The organism is Pseudoleptotrichia goodfellowii, assembly GCF_007990505.1.
GTDB classification, from domain to species: Bacteria; Fusobacteriota; Fusobacteriia; order Fusobacteriales; family Leptotrichiaceae; genus Pseudoleptotrichia; species Pseudoleptotrichia goodfellowii.
The window spans coordinates 414,501-435,128 of sequence record NZ_AP019822.1 but is presented as its reverse complement, the minus strand read 5'-3'; the positions used below and the strand labels follow the sequence as shown (position 1 = coordinate 435,128).

The 20,628-nt window shown below is 32.8% G+C and carries 22 protein-coding genes; 2 read left to right on the top strand and 20 right to left on the bottom strand.

Annotation, left to right across the window (positions count from 1 at the left end; all coding sequences use genetic code 11):
• Positions 1-72: 72 nt before the first annotated feature.
• From FVE72_RS02210 to FVE72_RS02115, 19 genes are all read right to left on the bottom strand, one after another.
• The gene (locus FVE72_RS02210) at positions 73-459 is read right to left on the bottom strand and encodes a VOC family protein (RefSeq protein ID WP_006808067.1); all 387 of its coding nucleotides are present in this window, start codon (positions 457-459) and stop codon (positions 73-75) included.
• Positions 460-485: 26 nt separating this feature from the next.
• The gene (locus tag FVE72_RS02205; protein ID WP_026737074.1) at positions 486-1,082 is read right to left on the bottom strand and encodes a flavin reductase family protein; all 597 of its coding nucleotides are present in this window, start codon (positions 1,080-1,082) and stop codon (positions 486-488) included.
• Between the two features lie 83 nt (positions 1,083-1,165).
• A complete protein-coding gene (locus FVE72_RS02200; protein ID WP_026737073.1) occupies positions 1,166-2,002 on the bottom strand; it encodes a histidinol-phosphatase HisJ family protein in 837 nt (278 codons plus the stop codon).
• A gap of 24 nt (positions 2,003-2,026) precedes the next feature.
• Complete coding sequence (locus tag FVE72_RS02195) at positions 2,027-2,764, bottom strand: TraX family protein (protein ID WP_026737072.1); 738 nt, start codon at positions 2,762-2,764, stop codon at positions 2,027-2,029.
• 26 nt (positions 2,765-2,790) lie between these two features.
• A complete protein-coding gene (locus FVE72_RS02190; protein WP_026737071.1) occupies positions 2,791-4,212 on the bottom strand; it encodes a 6-phospho-beta-glucosidase in 1,422 nt (473 codons plus the stop codon).
• Positions 4,213-4,226: 14 nt separating this feature from the next.
• A complete protein-coding gene (locus tag FVE72_RS02185; protein WP_006808066.1) occupies positions 4,227-4,682 on the bottom strand; it encodes a pyridoxamine 5'-phosphate oxidase family protein in 456 nt (151 codons plus the stop codon).
• Positions 4,683-4,712: 30 nt separating this feature from the next.
• Positions 4,713-6,116 (bottom strand): 6-phospho-beta-glucosidase, encoded by a 1,404-nt coding sequence (locus tag FVE72_RS02180; protein WP_026737070.1) that lies wholly within the window; start codon positions 6,114-6,116, stop codon positions 4,713-4,715.
• Positions 6,117-6,439: 323 nt separating this feature from the next.
• A complete protein-coding gene (locus tag FVE72_RS02170; protein ID WP_006808093.1) occupies positions 6,440-6,766 on the bottom strand; it encodes a PTS lactose/cellobiose transporter subunit IIA in 327 nt (108 codons plus the stop codon).
• Between the two features lie 104 nt (positions 6,767-6,870).
• Complete coding sequence (locus FVE72_RS02165; RefSeq protein WP_026737069.1) at positions 6,871-7,758, bottom strand: tetratricopeptide repeat protein; 888 nt, start codon at positions 7,756-7,758, stop codon at positions 6,871-6,873.
• A 21-nt stretch (positions 7,759-7,779) separates the two neighbouring features.
• The gene (locus FVE72_RS02160) at positions 7,780-8,148 is read right to left on the bottom strand and encodes a PepSY domain-containing protein (RefSeq protein WP_051411725.1); all 369 of its coding nucleotides are present in this window, start codon (positions 8,146-8,148) and stop codon (positions 7,780-7,782) included.
• Entirely contained in the window at positions 8,138-9,583 is a 1,446-nt protein-coding gene (locus tag FVE72_RS02155; RefSeq protein ID WP_051411724.1) for a HAMP domain-containing sensor histidine kinase, read from the bottom strand. The genes FVE72_RS02160 and FVE72_RS02155 overlap by 11 nt, the downstream gene beginning before the upstream one ends.
• Positions 9,576-10,259 carry a response regulator transcription factor gene (locus FVE72_RS02150; RefSeq protein ID WP_026737067.1) on the bottom strand — a complete coding sequence of 228 codons (684 nt, stop codon included), beginning with the start codon at positions 10,257-10,259 and terminating at the stop codon, positions 9,576-9,578. The genes FVE72_RS02155 and FVE72_RS02150 overlap by 8 nt, the downstream gene beginning before the upstream one ends.
• Before the next feature lie 157 nt (positions 10,260-10,416).
• Positions 10,417-10,755: a hypothetical protein gene (locus FVE72_RS02145; RefSeq protein ID WP_026737066.1), complete on the bottom strand. Its 339-nt coding sequence runs from the start codon at positions 10,753-10,755 to the stop codon at positions 10,417-10,419.
• A 194-nt stretch (positions 10,756-10,949) separates the two neighbouring features.
• Positions 10,950-11,246: a PG0541 family transporter-associated protein gene (locus tag FVE72_RS02140; protein ID WP_006808068.1), complete on the bottom strand. Its 297-nt coding sequence runs from the start codon at positions 11,244-11,246 to the stop codon at positions 10,950-10,952.
• A gap of 45 nt (positions 11,247-11,291) precedes the next feature.
• Positions 11,292-14,339 (bottom strand): efflux RND transporter permease subunit, encoded by a 3,048-nt coding sequence (locus tag FVE72_RS02135; protein WP_026737065.1) that lies wholly within the window; start codon positions 14,337-14,339, stop codon positions 11,292-11,294.
• A gap of 27 nt (positions 14,340-14,366) precedes the next feature.
• Positions 14,367-15,410 (bottom strand): efflux RND transporter periplasmic adaptor subunit, encoded by a 1,044-nt coding sequence (locus FVE72_RS02130; protein WP_026737064.1) that lies wholly within the window; start codon positions 15,408-15,410, stop codon positions 14,367-14,369.
• Positions 15,411-15,443: 33 nt separating this feature from the next.
• Positions 15,444-16,724: a TolC family protein gene (locus FVE72_RS02125; RefSeq protein ID WP_006808076.1), complete on the bottom strand. Its 1,281-nt coding sequence runs from the start codon at positions 16,722-16,724 to the stop codon at positions 15,444-15,446.
• 14 nt (positions 16,725-16,738) lie between these two features.
• Positions 16,739-17,323 (bottom strand): TetR/AcrR family transcriptional regulator, encoded by a 585-nt coding sequence (locus FVE72_RS02120; RefSeq protein ID WP_036056025.1) that lies wholly within the window; start codon positions 17,321-17,323, stop codon positions 16,739-16,741.
• A 197-nt stretch (positions 17,324-17,520) separates the two neighbouring features.
• The gene (locus FVE72_RS02115) at positions 17,521-18,153 is read right to left on the bottom strand and encodes a TetR/AcrR family transcriptional regulator (RefSeq protein ID WP_036056015.1); all 633 of its coding nucleotides are present in this window, start codon (positions 18,151-18,153) and stop codon (positions 17,521-17,523) included.
• A gap of 177 nt (positions 18,154-18,330) precedes the next feature.
• On the opposite strand from FVE72_RS02115, the gene FVE72_RS02110 reads away from it, so the two are divergent.
• Together FVE72_RS02110 and FVE72_RS02105 are read left to right on the top strand one after the other, a co-directional pair.
• Positions 18,331-18,903, top strand: a complete 573-nt coding sequence (locus tag FVE72_RS02110; protein ID WP_026737062.1) for an META domain-containing protein — start codon at positions 18,331-18,333, stop codon at positions 18,901-18,903.
• 22 nt (positions 18,904-18,925) lie between these two features.
• Complete coding sequence (locus tag FVE72_RS02105; protein WP_026737061.1) at positions 18,926-19,384, top strand: META domain-containing protein; 459 nt, start codon at positions 18,926-18,928, stop codon at positions 19,382-19,384.
• Positions 19,385-19,572: 188 nt separating this feature from the next.
• Here the strand turns inward: FVE72_RS02105 and FVE72_RS02100 are convergent, their stop codons facing one another.
• Entirely contained in the window at positions 19,573-20,613 is a 1,041-nt protein-coding gene (locus FVE72_RS02100) for a M50 family metallopeptidase (protein WP_006808055.1), read from the bottom strand.
• Between the last annotated feature and the right edge of the window lie 15 nt (positions 20,614-20,628).

Genomic DNA, 20,628 nt, shown 5'->3' with positions numbered 1-20,628 from the left:
CAGTTTATTCCTGCTCTTATCTTTAATTTTTGTATTATCTGCAAAAACGGAAATAAATCATATACTCTATTCTTAAACTGTTATTTCTATCAAATTTCCGTCAGGATCTTCAATCACACTTTCATAATAGCCGTCTCCCGTCGTTCTCGGTCCGCTCAGACATTTATATCCGTCTTTAACCAGCATTTCTGTAAGCCTGTCAACTTCACTGTCAGAGCCTGTACTGAATGCCAGATGAATAAATCCCTCATTTACTGTTCTTTCTTCTCTTTGACTGATTTCCGGTCTTGTCATTATTTCGAGCCTTGTATCACTTCCTTCAAAACCTAAGAAATACGTCTGTAATCCTGTGTTTTTATTATGATATTTTGTATTAGCCTTTGCTCCGAAATATTTTTCGTAAAATTCTCTTATTCTTTCCAAGTCGTTTGTATACAATGCAATATGATTTATTTTCATTATTAACACCCTTTCAATCCGATATTTTACAAAGCTTCCTGAAAATTGAAATTCAATCCCAGTCTTTCTCCTGTTCCTACATATTCCCTAAATTTATAAATCAAAGGTTTCCATTTTTCCGTGTCTATCTGTGAATCATTTTTTAATATTTCTTCCGACATAAAAATAGCCTGTATTTCACACGTTACAATGGCAAACCAGTCTTTTTTCACAATATCGGCAGCTTTGGCTTCTATATGAATGGGACACTCTTTTATTCTTACGGCTTTTACAGTTTCCCCCTCTATTTCAGTAAATTCGGCAACTTCAAATTTATCCTCGCAATAAGAATATCCCAATTTCTGTTTTGCTTCAGGTACTTCAGGCATACCTGTAAACTTTTCAATTCTTTTTATATTTTCAAATAATTTTTCGTCAGGAATATTGAAAGTCAAGTCCGAGCCTTCTTCTATGTTCTGAAACCCTTTGCTCCCAAGACCTATTCCTATAACCATTGTTTTCCCCAATACCCATGATGATGATAACGGAGATACATTATTCTTTCCTGTCTGTTTGTCTTTTGTTGTCATAAGTATTACAGGAAATCCGTAATAAAATCCGTTTTTTTCTATTTTTTTAAACATATTTTCTGCTCCTTATATAATATTTATGAGTTAACTATATCATATTTCCAAATTTAGTTCAATATTTTTTGAACAAAATATATTTATAATTCATGAAATATCGGTTTCATTTTGTCAAAAGTGCAAATATGAGTAAATCCTATTTTTTTCAGTTCACTTTGAATATAAGGAATATGATCCCCCACATTTTCAGCTTTATGGGCATCGGAACCTATTGTAATTATTTTCCCGCCCAGTTCATAATAAAGCTTTAAAATATTTCTTTCGGGAGTCAAATCTTTCAGACCGTATCTAAAACTCGATGTATTTACTTCTATACCTTTTCCGTCTTCTATGACTTTTTTCAAAATTTCGGTAATAATTTCCCGTGATTTTTCAAAAGGATAAATCGTTTCATTATACCTCTGTATATGATCAAGATGTCCTAAAATACTGTAATCACTATATTTCTGAATCACTTTATAAATTTCCTCATAATATTTGTAATTATACTCATCAAGAGTTTTCCCTTGCTGAAAAACTTTATTCCAAAATTCTTCGTCATTTACCTGATGACACGAAAGAATTACAAAATCAAGGTCATATTTGTCGAATATTTTTTGAAAATCAACTATTGTATGAGTCTGCATTCCAAATTCCAAACCCTGTCTTATTATAATTTTATCTTTATATTTTTCTCTAAGTTCGCCTATCTCCCTAAAATATTTCGGATAATCTACATTGAGCAGATTTTTATATTTTTCTTTTTCGCTGTCATTCATTTTATTATAAACATCATGGTCGATTTTTATTCCGTAATCTACATGATCCGTAAAACAAATTTCGTCAAAATTTTTACTGACAGCACTTTCTATTATTTTTTGAAGTTCTTCCTCGGAATCATCGCTGTATCTGCAATGTATATGATAATCTGCGAGCATTTATATCTTCTCCTTTCTTTTCCTTTATAAATTAAAGTACATTCTCAGCAATCCCAATACAAGAAGATGTGCAGGATAAAAGCAGTAATTTAAAATCTTGTACTGTTTTCCACGCTTTCCGTTATATGTAAGAGTAAGCCCGAAACCGAGTATCGACCACACTTCTTTAAAAATCGAAACATATCCGAATACAGCCGATAATAAAGGCTTTTCATAAAAAATATAGAAAAAATATCCGATTAAAATAGCATGATATTCATAGTCTACCGATAAAAATACAGCAATAACGGACATTATTATAAGGATTATGAACGAAACCGGATACCACATTATTTTGGATATTTTCCCGGTTTTTCTTTTCAATATGTCTATAATCCAAATTGTTACAAGAGATAATGCCAACGAAAAAAGGACATTGTTCGAGTCGGGATTGAAAAAAACACCCGATTGAAACATATCAAAAGGAATTTCGGAAAGCACACCGAAAGTCAGCAAATACAAAAGATATTTTTTGCGACTTTTTGTCTTGAAAAAGCCTTCAACCAAAAAGAACGAAAAAAGCGGAAATGCCACTCTTCCGAAAACATCAAATACATTACTTATTTGCTGCAGCACTCCTTCTCCTGTTAAAATCGGGTATATTAAAGCCTTATTTACATGGTCTGCTAGCATAGATAAAAAAGCTGTGTATTTTAACTGTGCACCTGAAAACACACGTATTTTCCCCAATATGCCGTTATTTTCATTAAGTATATTATCCATACTGCCCCCCTTTTTTACATAATTTTTTATTCCAAATCTTCTCCGTTACTTGCGATTACTTTTTTATACCAGTCGAAACTTTTCTTTTTACTTCTTTTCAATGTACCGTTTCCGTCATTATCTCTGTCTACATATATAAATCCGTAACGTTTTTTCATTTCTCCTGTTCCTGCACTTACAAGATCAATAGGCCCCCATGTCGTATATCCGAGCATATCTACTCCGTCAAGTTCCACAGCATCTTTCATCGCTTTTATATGGGCTCTCAAATAGTCTATTCTGTAATCGTCTTCTACATAACCGTTTTCATCAGGAACATCTACCGCTCCCAATCCGTTTTCTACCACAAATAACGGTTTTTGATATCTGTCATAAATTTCATTTATCGTAGTTCTGAATCCTAAAGGATCAAGCCCCCAACCCCAGTCTGTTACTTCTATATAAGGATTTCTCATGCTTTCCAGAAGATTTCCTTCACCAAGATCGGCTGCCTCTTTTGATATGCAACGTGTTGTGTAGTATGAAAAACTTACAAAGTCTACAGTATTTTCTTTCAGTATTTTTCTGTCTTCTTCTGTTATATCTATTTTCAGATTATTTCTTTCAAAAAATTTCAAAGCATAATTAGGATAATATCCTCTTACCTGAACATCTATAAAGAAATAATTTTCCCTGTCTTTCTCAAGTGCTTCCCACACATCTTCGGGTTTGGCAGTCAACGGGTAATATTTCCCCGAAGCAAGCATACATCCCACTTTATTTTCAGGATCGATTTCATGAGCAATTTTCGTAGCCCACGCACTTGCCACAAGTTCATGATGAGCAGCCGCATACAAAGCCTGTTTTTCATTTTCTCCTTCTTCAAATACAATTCCCGCACCCATAAACGGAGCATGTAAAAGTATATTTATCTCGTTAAATGTAAGCCAGTATTTTACAAGACCTTTGTATCTTTTAAATATTACTTCACATAACTTTTTGTAAAAATCTACTATTTTTCTGTTTCTCCAGCCGCCATACTCTTTTATTAAATGAATCGGAAAATCAAAGTGAGTTATTGTAACTAAAGGCTCTATTCCGTATTTTCTGCATTCTTTGAATACATTTTCATAAAATTCCAACCCTTTTTCATTAGGAGTTTCTTCATCTCCTTTAGGAAAAATTCTCGTCCATGCGATAGACATTCTGTAAGTTTTAAATCCCATTTCGGCAAATAAAGCTATATCCTCTTTATATCTGTGATAAAAATCGATAGCTCCTTTGGCAGGATAGAAATAACCTTCTTCAAATTCAAGCATTTTTCTTTTTCCTGTAATTACCGAAAGCCTTGCTTCTCCTACAGGTGTCAAATCTACGTTGGCAAGTCCTCTCCCGTCTTCATTATAAGCTCCTTCAAGTTGATTTGCGGCAGTAGCTCCGCCCCACAAAAAATCTTTTCTGAATCCCATAAGTTCCTCCTCGCTTATTTTTGGATATATTTTTCTTTTTTATAAGTATTTTTGACAAAATCAAATTTTTCCAAATAAGGTTCTCCATTTTCATAAATCCACTTTTGAATATATACAGGGTTTATAATAAACAATCTTTCATTTTCTAAAGAAGAATAATTTTCATAAGAATTTCTAAAAACTTCTTTATATAAATTGCAGAATTTTTCATTTTCAAGGGGCTTTCCCGTTTCTTTACAAATACCCTCAATTTGGATATTTTCAAAGCATAATGCTACGTTAGGATTAACTTTTAACTGTTCATATTTTCTAAAATTTCTGTCTGTTTGAAAATAAAATTGATTATCTATAATTCCTATACACATCATCCTTGAAGTAACTCTATCATCTGAAGAAGTCGAAAGTACCATTTTCTTACCTTTACCAAGTTGTTCAAAAAGAAAATTACATTTTTCATCAAATTCTTTCATATTTATTTCTCCTGGATTTTAATATATATTTTACTTTTTTACTGTTTTTTTAGTAGATTTTTTAACTGCTTTTTCTTTTGATTCTTTTATTTTATATTTTTCAGGATTTTTATAATACTCCCTAAATTGCGGCAAATATTTTTCATGAGCGTCAAGCAGTTCATTTAAAACTTTTCTCGCTATTTCCGTTCCCGGTATAAGAGGATTTGTAGTAAATGCCTGTAATGCAGTCGCATAATCTCCCGTAACCGCAGCTTCTATAGTAAGTTCTTCCATAGCTTTCATAACCTGTATCCAGCCTCTCTGCCCTGCATTGGGAAATCTTCCGAAGTCAAGAGGCTTAGGACCTGCTCCTGTTATATATGAAGATATTTCCACTGCCGCATCATAAGGCAAATCGGCTATCGCTCCCTTATTTTTAGTATTTACGACCATTATTGTGCCTTTATTGTTATAAATACCGTTTATAATCTCGCACGCCGCATCGGAATAGTATGCTCCTCCTCTTTGTTCAAGCTGTTTCGGTTTTTCATGTAATTCAGCATTTTTATACAATTCAAACAGTTCTTCTTCTACTTTTTTTACGATTTGTCCTCTTGTTCCTTTTTCTTTATAGTCTTTCAAAGACTGCTGCAACATTGTATCTTGTAAATAATAGTATCTGTGATAAGGACAAGGCAACATGCCCAGATTTTTTATCTGATCGTAATCAAAATTGAAGTTTACTATATTTTTTACACCAATATCTTCTTTATCCTGTAATCTTTCCCATAAATCGTACGTCAAATCATTTCCTTTTTTATCGTAAACATTATACCAGACAAAATGATTCAATCCCGCGAACTGAAAAATAAAATCGTCTTTACTTTTTTCATATATTTTCGCACAGTCCATCATAAGATTTACCGGAACGTTACAAAGACCTACAACTTTATCGAAATTACCGTATTTTAAAACTGCTTCGGTTACCATCCCGGCTGGATTTGTAAAGTTTATAAGCCATGCATCGGGAGCAAGTTCTTTCATATCTTTTACGATATCAAGTATTACCGGTATTGTTCTGAATGCTTTAAATATTCCTCCCGCTCCGTTTGTCTCCTGTCCGAGCAGTCCGTTTTCAAAAGGAATTCTTTCATCTTTTATTCTCGCGTCGAGAAGTCCCACACGAAACTGCGTAGTTACAAAATCGGCATTTTTCAATGCTTTTCTTCTATCCAGTGTCAAATGCACTTTACAGTCTATTCCTGCCGCTTTTACCATCCTTTGAGCCAGTTTTCCCACTATTTCCAGTTTTTCTTTTCCTTCTTCAATATCTACAAGCCATATTTCCTTTACAGGAAGTTCTTTTATTCTTTTAATAAAACCTTCTATAAGTTCGGGAGTATAGCTTGATCCTCCCCCTATTGTAACTATTTTCACACCTTTTTTAGCCATATTTATCCTCCTGTTTTTCATAGTCTATATATTATTTTATTATAGAATTAAATTTTATTCAATAAATTTTCCAACTTAATCTCCAATCTATTTTATATAAATTTGACAGGGATTCCGTTCATTCCGTAGATTAAAGAAACATTCCAACTCTTTGTAGCCCGTATTGATGTAAAAATAATTTTTAATACCCCGTCAAATTATCATTACAGGGCTGTCTCAATTTTACTATGAAACAACCCCGTCTTTTTAAGTATTCTAAATTATATATTGCCATTCTTTCTGACATATAAAATTCTACAAGCTCTAATTTTCTATTGAATTTACTATTTTTTATTATATATCGTTTTATACAAATCAATAAACTCTTTCGCCAAATCTTTGAACAATATCGCTCCCATTAAATGATCCTGAGAATGTACCATTATCAATCCTATATCTATTTTTTCCCCGTTTGCTTCTTTCATAATCAAATCAGTCTGCATGCTGTGAGCTTTCAGCATTTCTTCTCCTGCCTGATCCATAAACTTTTGTGCCTCTTCAAAATTTCCTTTTTTAGCTTCGTTTAATGCCTGATAAGCTAAACTTTTACTTTCTCCTGCGTGTCCTATTAAAGTCATCGCAACTGTTTCAACATCAAAATTTTCAGCCATTTTATTTCCTCCTGAGTTTTTATTTTCTTCATATATTAGTTATATCACATTATTCTTATATGTCAATTATATATTTTTAAGATTCAAAACATCTCTTTACTTTTTTATATTTCCAGTTCCTTAAATTTCTTCAAATTTTTTCTGTAAAGTTTTTTATTTGTATTTTTTATTTCTTCGTTATATTTTTTTATAATTTTAATAGTTTCTTCAATAAGTCCGTCATCGAGAACATCTGCGTATCGGGAATAATTTTCATAAAAAGACTGAAAGCCCTTTTCATACTGTTTATTTTCAAAGTATGACAATGAAGCCAGTATTTCTTCTTTTGCTTTTTTCTTGTCTTCTTCAAAATCATATCTTTTTTTACTTTCTTTAGTATAACTGTTTGCTCCCGATTCAAAAGCTGCGGACGGTGCAACAAACCCGGCAAAACTGTCACTTTTTTTTGAATAAAGTGCCTGTTCTTCACGAGTTTTTTCGGCCATTTTACTGCTTCTTGCATACTCTGCAGACGCAACTGCCATTTCTTCGGCTTTCACAGAATTTTCAGAAAATCTGCTTTTCATCTGACCATAAATATTTGCAGCTTTATCGTAATCATTCGCTCTTATATAATTCTCTCCTAACTGCAAATATATTTTTTCTTCGTCAGGATTTACTTCCAATGCCTTTTCATAATATTCCAGAGCCTTTTTTATATCATTTCCGTATTTTTCATTTTGATAATAAGCACCAAGCAGCTCATAAGCGATATAATTTCTTTTATCAGCTTCTACAGCTTTTAAAAGAAGTTTTTCCACTTCAGACGGATTTTCCGTTTGCAATGCTTTTACCAATATATCTGAAGATTCTTTCTTTATATTATATTTTTTCAATTTCAGTTTATACTGCTCGATTTGTCCGATTGTAGCAGTCCGTGCTTGGGACAATATTTGAATCCCGAATATCAAAAATACTACTGTCAACAAATTCCCGAATTTTTTCTTTTTCATTTTTCCTCCCGAATTACCGTTCTAAATTCCTATAATATCCCAAAATGTTCCTTTAGATTTATTTTCCGCTCTTTTTCTGTTTTCCTGACTGAAATTCAGAACATTTCCTTTTCCTGCGTCGATATTATATTTATATTTTTTATCCTCGGTAAAAAATTCTATTACATAAAAATATTTTCTGTTTTCTTTTTGGAGCATTATTTTAGTAATTCTTACTTTCTGTCCTAAATGTATTCCTGCGTGTTGCAGCATAATTTCTTTAGCTTTTCCCGTAGAAATTTTTACATTCGGATTGGTAAATTTGACTCCCTTTTTACTACCCTCTGCAAAAATTCCGATAGTAAAAATCGCCATTCCTGTCAGTACAATTCTTAAAATCTTATTTTTCATTATACATACTTCCTCCATTTCCACTTGAAAAAACTACAGGCAGTTCAAAAGTAAAAACTGTCCCTTTATTTAGTTCACTTTGAACCTGTATTTTCCCTTTATGAACTTCTATAATCCCTTTTACCATTGACAATCCTAATCCCGAATTATCTCCTGTCCTTGAAAAATCCGCTCTGTAAAACCGATCCCATATTTTGTCTATATGTTCCTCGGATATTCCTATTCCGTCATCGGTAATTTTACAAATAACTTTATCTTCTTTTGCAAACAAATCAACCGAAACATTTCCTCCGTCTTTCCCGTAAAAAACTGCATTGGACAAAAGATTTATAAATACTCTCATTATCATTGATTCATCTATATCCGCATAAACATTCCCGGAAATATTACTTTTTATGGTTATATTTCTCTTTTCTGCATTCGGTCTTTGAGTTTCTATAGCTATTTCAGCCGTTTCACTCAAATTCGTATTTTCAACATTAAGCTTCTGATAACCTTTATCCATCCTTGCAAGCATCAGCAGATTGGACACCAATCCCGACATTTTCTTCGTTTCCTCAAGTATACTCTGAAAAATCTCTTTTGTTTCTTCATTAATATCCAGATATTTAAGTCCGTACTCACTTTGGGTACTTATTACCGAAATAGGAGTACGAAGCTCATGAGATACATCGGATGTAAACTGCACTTCTCTGTCGAAAGAACCCTGAAGTCTGTCAAACATCTCATCAAAAGTATTTGCCAATGTAAAAATTTCGTCTTTTCCGTTACCGATATTTATTCTCTCGGAAAGGTCATTTCCTTTGTTTATTTTCTCGGCAGTTTTTGTTATATCTTCTATAGGTTTAAATGCTTTTTTTGTTATGATATATCCACCCGACGCGGAAATTATAATCAAAAAAGGAAATAATGCCAAAAATATAAAAATCGTCATTTCTGCACTTTTTTCAGGCTGCGAAATAGGAGTAACTCCGCGAATCCACAAATCTCCGTAACCTTCAAAATTCCTTTTTATCTCGTAAACATACCATTTCAAATTACCCTGTTTGACCGTTTTTACTTTATTGTTTTCTTTAAAAGAACTTCCCGTTTCCAAGTCCAGATACAAATCTCCGTATATGAAATCTCCGTTTTTATCATATACGGATATGAAAATATCTCCTGCTGAAGTATCAAGATTATTATCGAGAACAATCTCTCCGTCAATAAAATCTATTCTTTCAAAAGATTTTTCCACTGTTTTTTTCAGTCTGTTATGAACTGCATTTCTGACGTTAAGGCTTCCGATGTTCAGCATTGTTATAATAAACAATGCCGTAATTCCTATTATAAGGCCCGTGTACCAGAATGCTATCCTCATTTTAATAGACAGTTTTCCCGAAGATTTTTTTTCATTTCCGATTGTATTTTTTCTTATTTTAGCTGCTTTAGTCATTTTCCACCTTTAGTATATATCCGACTCTTCTTATTGTGTGAATTAATTTCGGAGAAAAATTGTCGTCTATTTTTTTTCTTAAAAATTTTATATACACTTCGACTATATTACTTCCACCTTCATAATCAAAATCCCACACATGCTCTTCTATTTTCTCTTTGGAAACGACTTTCCCCTTATTTCTTATGAGATATTCCAGTATGGCAAATTCTTTAGCCGAAAGTTTTATAGAAGTTTCATCACGAAATACAGTATGATCGTTACAGTTTACAGTTAGATTTTCTACTTTGAATATATTTCCCGTTTGAGAAGTATCCGAACTTTTTCTGAGTAGAACTCTTACCCGTGCCAAAAGCTCTTCAAAAGCAAAAGGTTTTATGAGATAGTCGTCTGCTCCGTAATCCAATCCTTTTACTCTGTCTTCTACCCGATCTCTCGCCGTCAGAAAAAGCACGGGTGTTTTTATATTTTTTTCTCTTATCTTTTTCAGCACTTGAAAACCATCTATTTTAGGCAACATAATATCCAAAATAACGGCATCGTAGTCTACAGAAAAAATATAATCCAAAGCCTCCTGTCCGTCATAACAGCTATCCACTCCATATTTCTCCTGTTTTAATATTTTTACTATTACATCGTTTATCTTTTTTTCATCTTCTACTACCAATATTCTCATTTTTTCTCCTGAAAATCTATTTTTATTAATTATAACATATTTTAACATTTATTCCTTAAAATAAACTGAAAATTTTTATTTTCAAGTTCAAAAAAACTATGAGGACTTTTCGTCCTCATATTAATAATGATTATATTTCATAATATTTTTACTTTTTCTAACTTACAGTTTCTTCCATTGACCAGTTTCCTTCTTCTTTGGAAAACTTAATAACCAACTGTTTTTTATTTTCTTTTTGTTTTTCCGGAGTTTCTTTAAGCCCTATTTTGACTTCGGCATTTGTTTCGGACATATAGCTGATTTCCTGAATTTCGTACTTTGAAACAGGACTAACTATATTTTCTATGCTTCTTTTTATTTCACTTTCTATTTGTGCGTTATTTTTTCTAATCTCCTGTTTTGAAAATCCGACATTTTCTTCTTTTGTCGTTTGATAATCGGCTGCAAAAGACTGTAATGAAATCGCTGTTGAAATTAAAATTGCAAATTTTTTCATAATTGCCCTCCTAATTTTGTTTTTTTCATTGTAATAGGATTTTATCATCTCAATATTAGAAAAAATTTATTTTAAAATTGCAGCTGCCTGTGCCTGAATAAAGTATTTTCAAATAAAAACGGCAAAAGTCCCTTTTTTGAACTTCTACCGTCTTTTCGTACTTTTTTAATATTTTTTATAAAAATCAAATAATTTTAAAGTATCATATCATCTATAGGTATGAGAACCGCTCCCATCGAGATCATATGCCCTACATCTATTTTCATTTTCTTTATAACCCTCATAATTTCTTCGCCCTGATCATCTTCCACATAGGCTATGAGTATACTGTCCGTCCCCGGCCATAAATGACTGTTAAAATGTTTCAGATGTTTCCCCCAGTCACTGAAAACTTCAGGAACTAAAACGTATTTCTCAAGCCCGTATTCATTCAGTTCTTCTTTTACTTTTTCCAAGAAAAACGAGTCAAAATATACTTCAAGTCTTTTCATATCGACCATCTCTCCCTTCGGATATATAATATATTATACCCTATTTTATGCTAATTGTGTATTTTCTTTCTTTTTCTTTTTTTCGGCTCTTTTTTCTTTTGCTTCTTCCACTATTAAATACAATACCGGAATAAATATCAATGTAAGCAGTGTAGAGAAAGACAATCCGAACATTACCGCTATAGCCATTCCCTGATAGTATCCTGCCGTTCCTCCGCCTATGGCGAGGGCCATCGGTATCCATCCCAAAACTGTTGTAAGGGTGGTCATCAGTATCGGACGAAGTCTCGATCCTCCCGACTCTATAAGTGCTTCCCTTATTCCGACTCCTCTTTGCCGCATATTTGCTACAAAATCCAGTAACACAATGGCGTTATTAACAACCATACCCATAAGCATTATTATTCCTATCATAACGAACATACTTAACTGAACACGGGTTATTACCATTCCGATTACGACTCCTATTATCGATAAAGGCAGAGAAGTCATTATTATGAACGGCAGTATAAAAGATTCAAGCTGTATTGCTAATACTATATATATCAATACAATTGATAATCCCAAAGCACGACTCATTTCTCCGCCCATTTCTTCCTGGCTTCTTGCATTCCCTGCAGTTGCCAGTTTGTACCCTTGGGCAGGACGTGCTTTTTTAAATGCCGCATTTACAAATTTTGCCGCATCACTAAGTCCTTTGGAACTGTCAAGGTTAAACCCTACCGTTACTATTCTCGATCCGTTATACTTAGTTATCTCCGAAGTTCCTTCGACATTGGAAAGTTTTGCTATATCTCCTATTCTCACATAGGCTCCGTCTGAAGCTTTTATTTCGAGATCCAGTATTTTTTCCAACGAGTTTCTGTACTGTTCTTCCAACTGCAATGTTACATCGAGTTTTTCAGTACCTTCGGTTATTTCTATAGGAGCTATACCGAGTACAGACATATTAAGCATAGTTGTCAGATTTGTAACATTTATTCCGTAGCTTTCTGCTTTTTCTCTGTTTATTTCAAGCTGTGCCTGAGGATATCCTCCTTCTGTGGAAGATTTTACGTCTTTCATCCAGTTTTCTTTCTTTATTTCACCTATTATCGAATTTGCAATTCTGTTAAGTTCATCTTCATTTTCTCCTTCTATTTCAAAAGAGTAATCTTTATTGGCATTTGCCGAAGTTGTTTCTTCAAAAAGTACCGCTAAATTTACATCAGGCAGATCTTTAAGTTTTTCTCTTATTCTGTCCATAGCTTTGGCAGTATCTTTATCGACTTTCACATTTACTATTGCAGCATCTGTCTGAGATATCGAATAATAACTTTTTGTATTTTTATCGGCTTTTACAGCTTCTTCTATTTTTTTAGTAATTTCATAAGATTTTTCTAAATCCAGTCCTGTGGCAAGAGAAGCCACCACCGAATATTCTTTATTATCTATCTGCGGGAAAAATGCCGTTTTTACCATGGGTCCGAATATTACCATAGTAGCCACAAATCCTACAAATGTCCCTATAACGACTTTCCATTTGTTATCCAGTGCGGCCGCTATTGCTTTTTTGTACTTTTCTTTAAAAGCGTTATAATATTTGGATTTATCTTTACTGTCCAGTATTTTCTGCAAATTCAGAAATCTGCTCGATACCATAGGAATAAACAGAACTGCCACTATTATCGAAGCACTTAATGCGAACATCATTGAAAATGCAATACTTTTAAATACTGCTTTAGTAAATCCTTCAAATATGACTATCGGTAAAAATACACAAACCGAAGTCATTGTCGAAGCTATCATCGGCATAACGACTTCATTTGTTCCACGTACGGCAGCTACATTAGGCGGTTCTTTATATTCCTGCATATGATCGAATATATTGTCCAGTGTAACTACCGAGTTATCTACCAGTGATCCTACCGCAAGAGCAAGCCCCATAAGAGAAACCATATTCAGCGAGATCCCTTGTGTTCCTAAAAGGAATAGCGTAAACATTGTAGAAATCGGTATTGACAACGATATAAATATGGAAGCTCTTATATCTTTAAGGAATACCATAAGTACTATAGCAGCTATAACCAATGCCTGTAATCCGCTGCTCGTAACGTTGGCTATGGAATCTTTTACCATTATACTGTTATCGGTAATAAGTTCGTAGGTTGACCCTTTAGGAAATAAAGGTTTCATTTCTTCCAGCTGTTTTTTTGCGGTATCGGCTATTTCCACGATATTTCCGTCTTTTGTTTTTTCTATAATTACTCCGACAGCGTCTTTTCCGTTTACTCTCGTATAAGTTTCTCTGTCTTTTGTGCTGTAGCTCACCTTTGCAATATCTGCAAGTTTCAATGTCTGTCCGTTATCATTGGATAAAATTATATTTTCAACCTGTTCGAGATTTTCTATTTCTCCCGAAACTTTTAAAATAAATTTTTTCCCTCCGTCAGTTACTGTTCCCGCAGGAGTTATTGTATTTGCCGCTTTTATTTTGGAATATATTTCCGAAGGCGACAAATTAAACGCTTTCAGTTTATAAGGATCTAGTTCGACTTTTATTTCTCTTTCGGTACTTCCCGTTACTCTTATATCTCCGATTCCTCTGTTTCTCTGTAATCTCGGTTTCATAGTTTCCTTAACAAAAGAAGTAAGAGTGGCTTCATCTGCACCTTTAAGTATTATAAATAAAGCCATCGAGGAATTTCCTCCTCTTGTATTTGCCCCTGATATTATAGGGCTGTCCGCATCAGTCGGCAAATCATTTTTGATTTTATCTATTTCAGACTGTATCTGTACTTTCTTTGTATCGGTATTTGATCCGAAATTAAACTGTATTACTACTACCGATGTTCCATATGCCGAAGTAGTTGTTATATTTTTTATACCGTCTACATTCAGTGATGCTTCTTCTATTCTTTTTGTTATTTGAGTATCTACGTCCTCGGACGTTGCTCCTGTCCATTTTGTCTGTACGACTACAAAAGGAAAGTTAAAATCCGGTATTAATTCCTGTTTCATATTTTTCATAGCACTATAACCGGCAAAAATCATAAATATTATTATCATCGTTGTTGAAACGACCCTTTTGGTTGCGAATTCCGCTATTGTCATTTTGTTGCTCCTTTCTCCCGGTTATTTCTAATTAACTTTTTTCAGTTTTTCTCCGTCCTGTACTACATTCTGTCCGTCAATTATAAGTTCGGATCCTGCAGTCAGTCCTTCTCCTTCCACTGCAGCATATTTTTCATTCTGATTCAGTATTTTTATCGGTATTGCCATGGCTTTTCCGTCTCTTACTATGTATATAATCTGTTGTACACCTCTCACAACTATAGCTTCTTTGGGTATTATTATTCCCGCTTCGATACCTGTATCTATACTTGCCGTACCGTACATACCGCTTTTTATTTCTTTTTCAGGATTCGGTATTCTTATCTTAACGACAAACTGTCTTGTTTTCGTATCGGCAGTTCCAGATATTTCATAAACCTTTCCCGAAACTTCTTTATTTAATTCGTCTATTTTTATTTTTGCATCTGTTCCCACTTTTATTTTACTTATAGCGTTAGGAGAAACTCCCACTTTTATTTCCATTTCCGACTCGTTTACTATTTTAAACAATGTCTGCCCCGCACTTATTTGCTGATGTCTTTCCAAAGTAAGTCCGGATATTACACCGTTTATATCCGCTTTTATTACGGATTTGCTGTTACTGTCATTTGCCAATGCCAAATTTGCACTTGCAGATTCATAATTTGTTTTTGCATTCAGATAATCCGTTTCAGTAATCAGTCTTTTTTGGTATAACTGACTGTATTTTTCATACTGTATTCTGGCAGCATTATAATTTGCAGATGCCGACTGGACGTTGGATCTCGCCGCCTGATTGTCTATCCCCAGTATTACCTGCCCTGCATGGACAGTATCTCCGTCTTTTACATTCAGCACAGTCAACTCACCGCTGACTACCGCTGTATAAGGTATTTCTTCTTTCCCTTTTATTTCAGCTCCTGCAGTATATCCCAAAGACATATCGCTCTGATTTAAAAGTACAGTTTTTACAGGTCTTAAGTCCTCTTCGACTTTCTGTTCCTTCTTTTTTCCGCATGATATTGCAAATATGAGCAATACCAACAGCCCTAAAATATATTTATTGTAATACGATTTTTTACCGTTTTTCATACCTTTTCTTTCCTCCGATTTCTTATTGAATAATTAGTCTAAAAATGCTCCGTATCTTGAAACTAAGTAATAATATCTCAATTTTGAACTTATATAGTCTGTTCTGCTCTGTCTTAAGTTTGATTCGGCATTAAGCAGATCTCTCATTGTTATCAGTCTGTAAGAATATCTTTCCTGTTCGAGTTCATACACTTCTTCAGCTTTTTCGACTGCTATTTTCTTAGCTTCAAGGCTTTTCTCAAGGGCCTGCAGCTGATAATAGACTTTTTTCATTCCCACTTTCAAATCATCAAGAGCTTTTTCCGCTTCTATTTCTTTTATTTCATGATTTCTTTTGGCTTTTTCCACATCCAGTTTATTTTCTCCCCAGTCGAATATCTGCCATGATAAATTTAACCCTATTGTACCGTTATAGTTTTTCGTTTTTGAAACTTCGGAAAATTTTGTTCTGTCAGAAGTTCCGTAAGTTACTACTCCTGTTACTTTAGGTCGCAAATCGGCTTTTTCAAGATCTATGTTTTTTCTGCTTATTTCCTTCTGTTTTAAAGCCATTTGATATTCGGTATTTCTAGTTGTAAGTTTTGCCAAATCATCTTTCAGATTTACGGCTTTACTGAACTTTTCTTCTACAGTAAAAGGGACGATTTCTATTTTCTCGCTGTCTTTTACTCCGATCATATTCCCCAATGCTTCTTTTGCTATTTCTATATTTGAAGTTTGCTGTATCACATCGGCTTCTATTGCTTTCAGACTTCTTTCAGCTTCTATAAATTCAGGCTTTGTAACCAGTCTTAATTTATATTTTTCTTTCTGTTCCTCATAATTTCTCGATAACGCCTCTTTGGACTTTTTCAGCACTTCAAGCGTATTTTCAGCTTCATAGACATCTATATACGCCTGTATAACACTCAGCATCGTATCTTTTCTTATTTTATCCAGAGACAGTTCCATTAACGACAAATAGTTTTTTCCTATTTCTATCCCCGATTTTATAGCTCCCCCTGTATAAATAGGCTGAGCCAATGTAACATTTTGTCCGTATGCCTGATTGTATTTACCTGTAAAAGGCGATTTAACATCTTTAAAATACTTATTTGCCGTTGCATTATAAGTTACCTTGAAATAAGCACTTTTCCACGCTTTATTCACATCAAGTTTACCTTTTTCCACTTCAAGCATTCCGATTTTTATATCTTTGTTATTTTTTATTGCCATTTCCGCCGCTTCCTGTACGGTTATCTTTTGTCCGAAAACGAAAACAGGCAATGCAAATAACATCATTGTAACTGCTACGCCGATTTGTTTTATTCTCATCTCTTCCTCCTGACTTATTTTAATGCATTATTTATAAATTCTATTATCTGTTCTATCTTTTTTTCTCTTTCCATAGTGTATCCTCTTTCACAATCTATTCCTTCGGATAAAACTTCATCCAGAAAGAACCCTTCTATAGATAAAAGTATAAATTCGGATATAAATCTGCTGTTGTATTTTTCCCCTCCTCCACCTCTGTTTATAATATTTTCTTCGATAAAATTTACAGATATAATCTGAATTTCGTTCAAATAATTGACAATCTTCTGATCTTTTAAAAAAGCATCCACATTCTGCATATTTGTTTTTTTCATATATTTAAAAAATATATTACTCCTTTTATTTACAAATTCTTTTAAAATTTCTTTCGGATTTGCATTTACGTCTATTTCTTTTAGTGCCTTTATTTTTTCTTCTTTTATTCTATCCAGAATTTCATATAAAACTTCTTCTTTGGAGTCAAAATACGTGTAAAAATTCCCTTTAGATATTTCCAGTGCCTTTGTTATGTCTTCTACCTTTGTTTTATGATATCCGTTTTCAGAAAATAATTCTATTGATTTTTCTATAATCATTTGTCTTTTGTCTTCTTTTTTCATCATCTCCACTCCTTTTTTCACTTTTCTGAAAAAGTGACCCACAAGTCATTTTTATATATAATATTCCTTTTTTTCTGTTTTGTCAATCATTAAAATTCATTTTTTGAATTTTTCGATACTTTAGAGATAAAATATTGCCCAAACTTTAAGTTGCAGCGAATTATATCATGTTGAAATTTTTTTATTTGGAAAATAAATTACTGTACTTTTTCTAATAAATTCTCATTTCCGTCAAAAATCATTACTGAATTTAAAATTTCTTCTATACGTTTGTCCCAATTTTCATCATACTTTATATCCGACATAGTTATAATAACTGTCAATCCTTCTACCAATGCCCACATGGCAATAATCTTATCCTGTATTATTTTAGAAGACACTTTCAACTCATCAAATATATCAAGTGCTGTCTTTTTTAGAATTTCAAGTGCTTTATTTTCAGTTTTTTCTGTAAATTCAAGAGAAAAATCCATTTTTAAATTCTTTTTTGAAAATAAGAAATTATGATAAATCGGATATTTATAAAAAAACAGAACATAACTTTTTCCCATTTTCATCAAAACATCAGGAGTTCCATAATATTCTTTTTTTGCTTTTTCCAATTCTTCTGCCAATTGATCAATAACATGTAAACGCATAGCATCCAACAATTCTTCCTTATTTTTAAAATGTGCATATGGAGCTGCATTGCTGACTCCGCATCTCGTAGCCACCTTTCTTAACGAAAAGTTACTTTCTCCTTCCAGATTAATAATTTCTATCCCTTTTTCAATAAGTGCATATCTCAAATCGCCATGATGATACCTGTCTTCTTTAATTTTATTCTTCATTACAATTCACCTCTTAATCTTAATCACGTAAAGATTATAACACACAATCTTTACATTGTAAAGATTATTTTTTTGAAAAGCTTATTATAATTTTTATATTTTTTCAAAATAAAGACTTTTCAAACTTTTCTGTGATATTATATTGTATTATTAAAAATTTGAAAGGATTTTACCCAAATGAAAATGAAAATAAACAAATTTCTTATTACAGCACTAATGCTGTTAATTTCCGCTTACTCTTTTTCAGATAATGAAACTCCGGCTGAAACTGAAACTACTGTTAATAATACGGAAACTAAAATTGAAAACAGTGAAGAAGCGACTGAACCTATTGTAAAACCTGTAACAACAAGTGTTACTACTAAAGAAAGCAAAAAAGCTAAATCTTCTGCAACATTCAAGAAAAAAGAAGTTGCAAATATTTTATGGAGATTGACAAAAATTTCCGATAAAGACTTAGCTTCAAGTGAAGATGAACAGGATAAAAAAGAAATCATTACTCTTTACTTATCTTCCAACGGCGGAATGAACGGAGTTACAGGAGATAACGGATATTTCGGCAACTATAAGCTGAACGGAAACAGTATTTCTATAAGTTTATTCGGAAACTCGGCTGTTTACGACGGATCGACAGAGCTCGAAACAGAGTACCTGAACCTTTTAGGAAGAGTTTCTTCAATCAGTGTTTCAGGAAATATACTTACTTTAAGAGCAGGAAAAGATTTATTAATATTCCAAAGAGTTCAATAAGTACCGAAAGGAGTAATAAATTATGAAAACAAAAATTATTTTAAGTTTAATCAGTATTCTGTTTATATTTGCCTGCACAACAGCTAATACTGCTTCTCAAAACAATAAACCCGGCAAAGTAAAAACCGATATCGCAGCTAAATTATTAAATACTTCATGGGAATTAACTGAAATAAACGGACAAGAACCCGATTTCGGAGTTGCCTATTCATCAAAACCTGTTATTACTATAGAATTTAAAGATAACGGAATGAACGGGCGTTCTGTTGTAAACGGATATTTTTCTTCATACAAAATAAATGACGACAATATCAATTTCGGAGGTATAGGGGCTACAAGAATGGGAGGTCCTAAAGAATTTATGGATCTTGAATACAAATATTTCAACATACTGGATAAAGTTAATAAAGTCGAATTACCCGACGAAAATACTTTAATTTTAAAAAGTAATACCGATACTTTGAAATTTACGAAAAAATAAATTTTACAAATTTCTAAAAAACTAAAAATAGCTGTGTTAATAGATTTTTCTATTTTTACAGCTATTTGTTTTTACAATTTTGTAAATATTATATTTATAAAAACTAAAAAATCTTATTTTTTTATTTTTAAAACAAAAAAACTGTCTTAAAATTTAAAACAGTTTCTTTTTTATAGCTCATTATTTTTCTAAAAATATTTCATCACATCGTTAAACACAATAAATACCATTAATCCCAGCAACAACAACATTCCGATCATATGTATTCTTTCTTCGATTTTTTTATTCACTTTTATTCCGAAAAATTCAGGTATTACAAACAACAGTCTTCCTCCGTCAAGAGCAGGTATCGGGAGCAGATTCATCAATCCTATATTAATCGAAAGCAGAATAAAGATATTCAATAATCCTATTCCTCCTCCGTCTTTATAAGCCTGTCCCACATATTTGGGAAGTCCTACAGGTCCTGTAACTTCTTTCACGGACACTTTCCCGGTAATAAGCATTTTAAGCCCGTCTGCCATAACTTTAAAATAGTTCCCGAAAGTATAGAAAGACGCCGAAATCTTTTGGAAAAACGAAATTTTAGCCTGTGCTGCTACTATACCGAGGGCATTTATTTTCAATTCCTCACTATAAGTGAGTTTAATATCTGTATTTATCTCTTTATTATCTCTCATTATTTTTAAAGAAATATTTTCTCCATTATAACCTTTTTCATTTATTTTATATATCGCATTAGCCAAATCTTCCCAGTTTTTTATTTTTTTACCGTTTATTTCCGTAATTCTGTCATTTACCTGCAACACATTCTTTGCAGCAGAGTTTTCATTGACAGATCCTACTATAGGCTTGATATATCCCGCAGGAACTCCTCCCGTAACAGAAAGCATAATAAATATAGCTATTATCGACGATATAAAGTTCATCATTATTCCGGCTATCAGTACGACAAATCTGCTGAACGGTGACTTTGTGTAAAAGCCGTCCTTTACTTGCTTTTCAGGATCATCTTCAGGCTGCATGCCTCCTATATTTACAAAACCTCCCAAAGGAAGCAGTCTTATAGAATAAGCAGTTTCATTTATTTTTTTTGAAAATACTTTTGGTCCCATTCCTATAGCAAATTCCAGAACGGGCATTTTATAATATTTTGCTGTCATAAAATGTCCCAATTCATGCAAAAATATTATTATTCCCAATATTATTATCGTAAAAATTATACTCATTTTTTTCCTCTCATT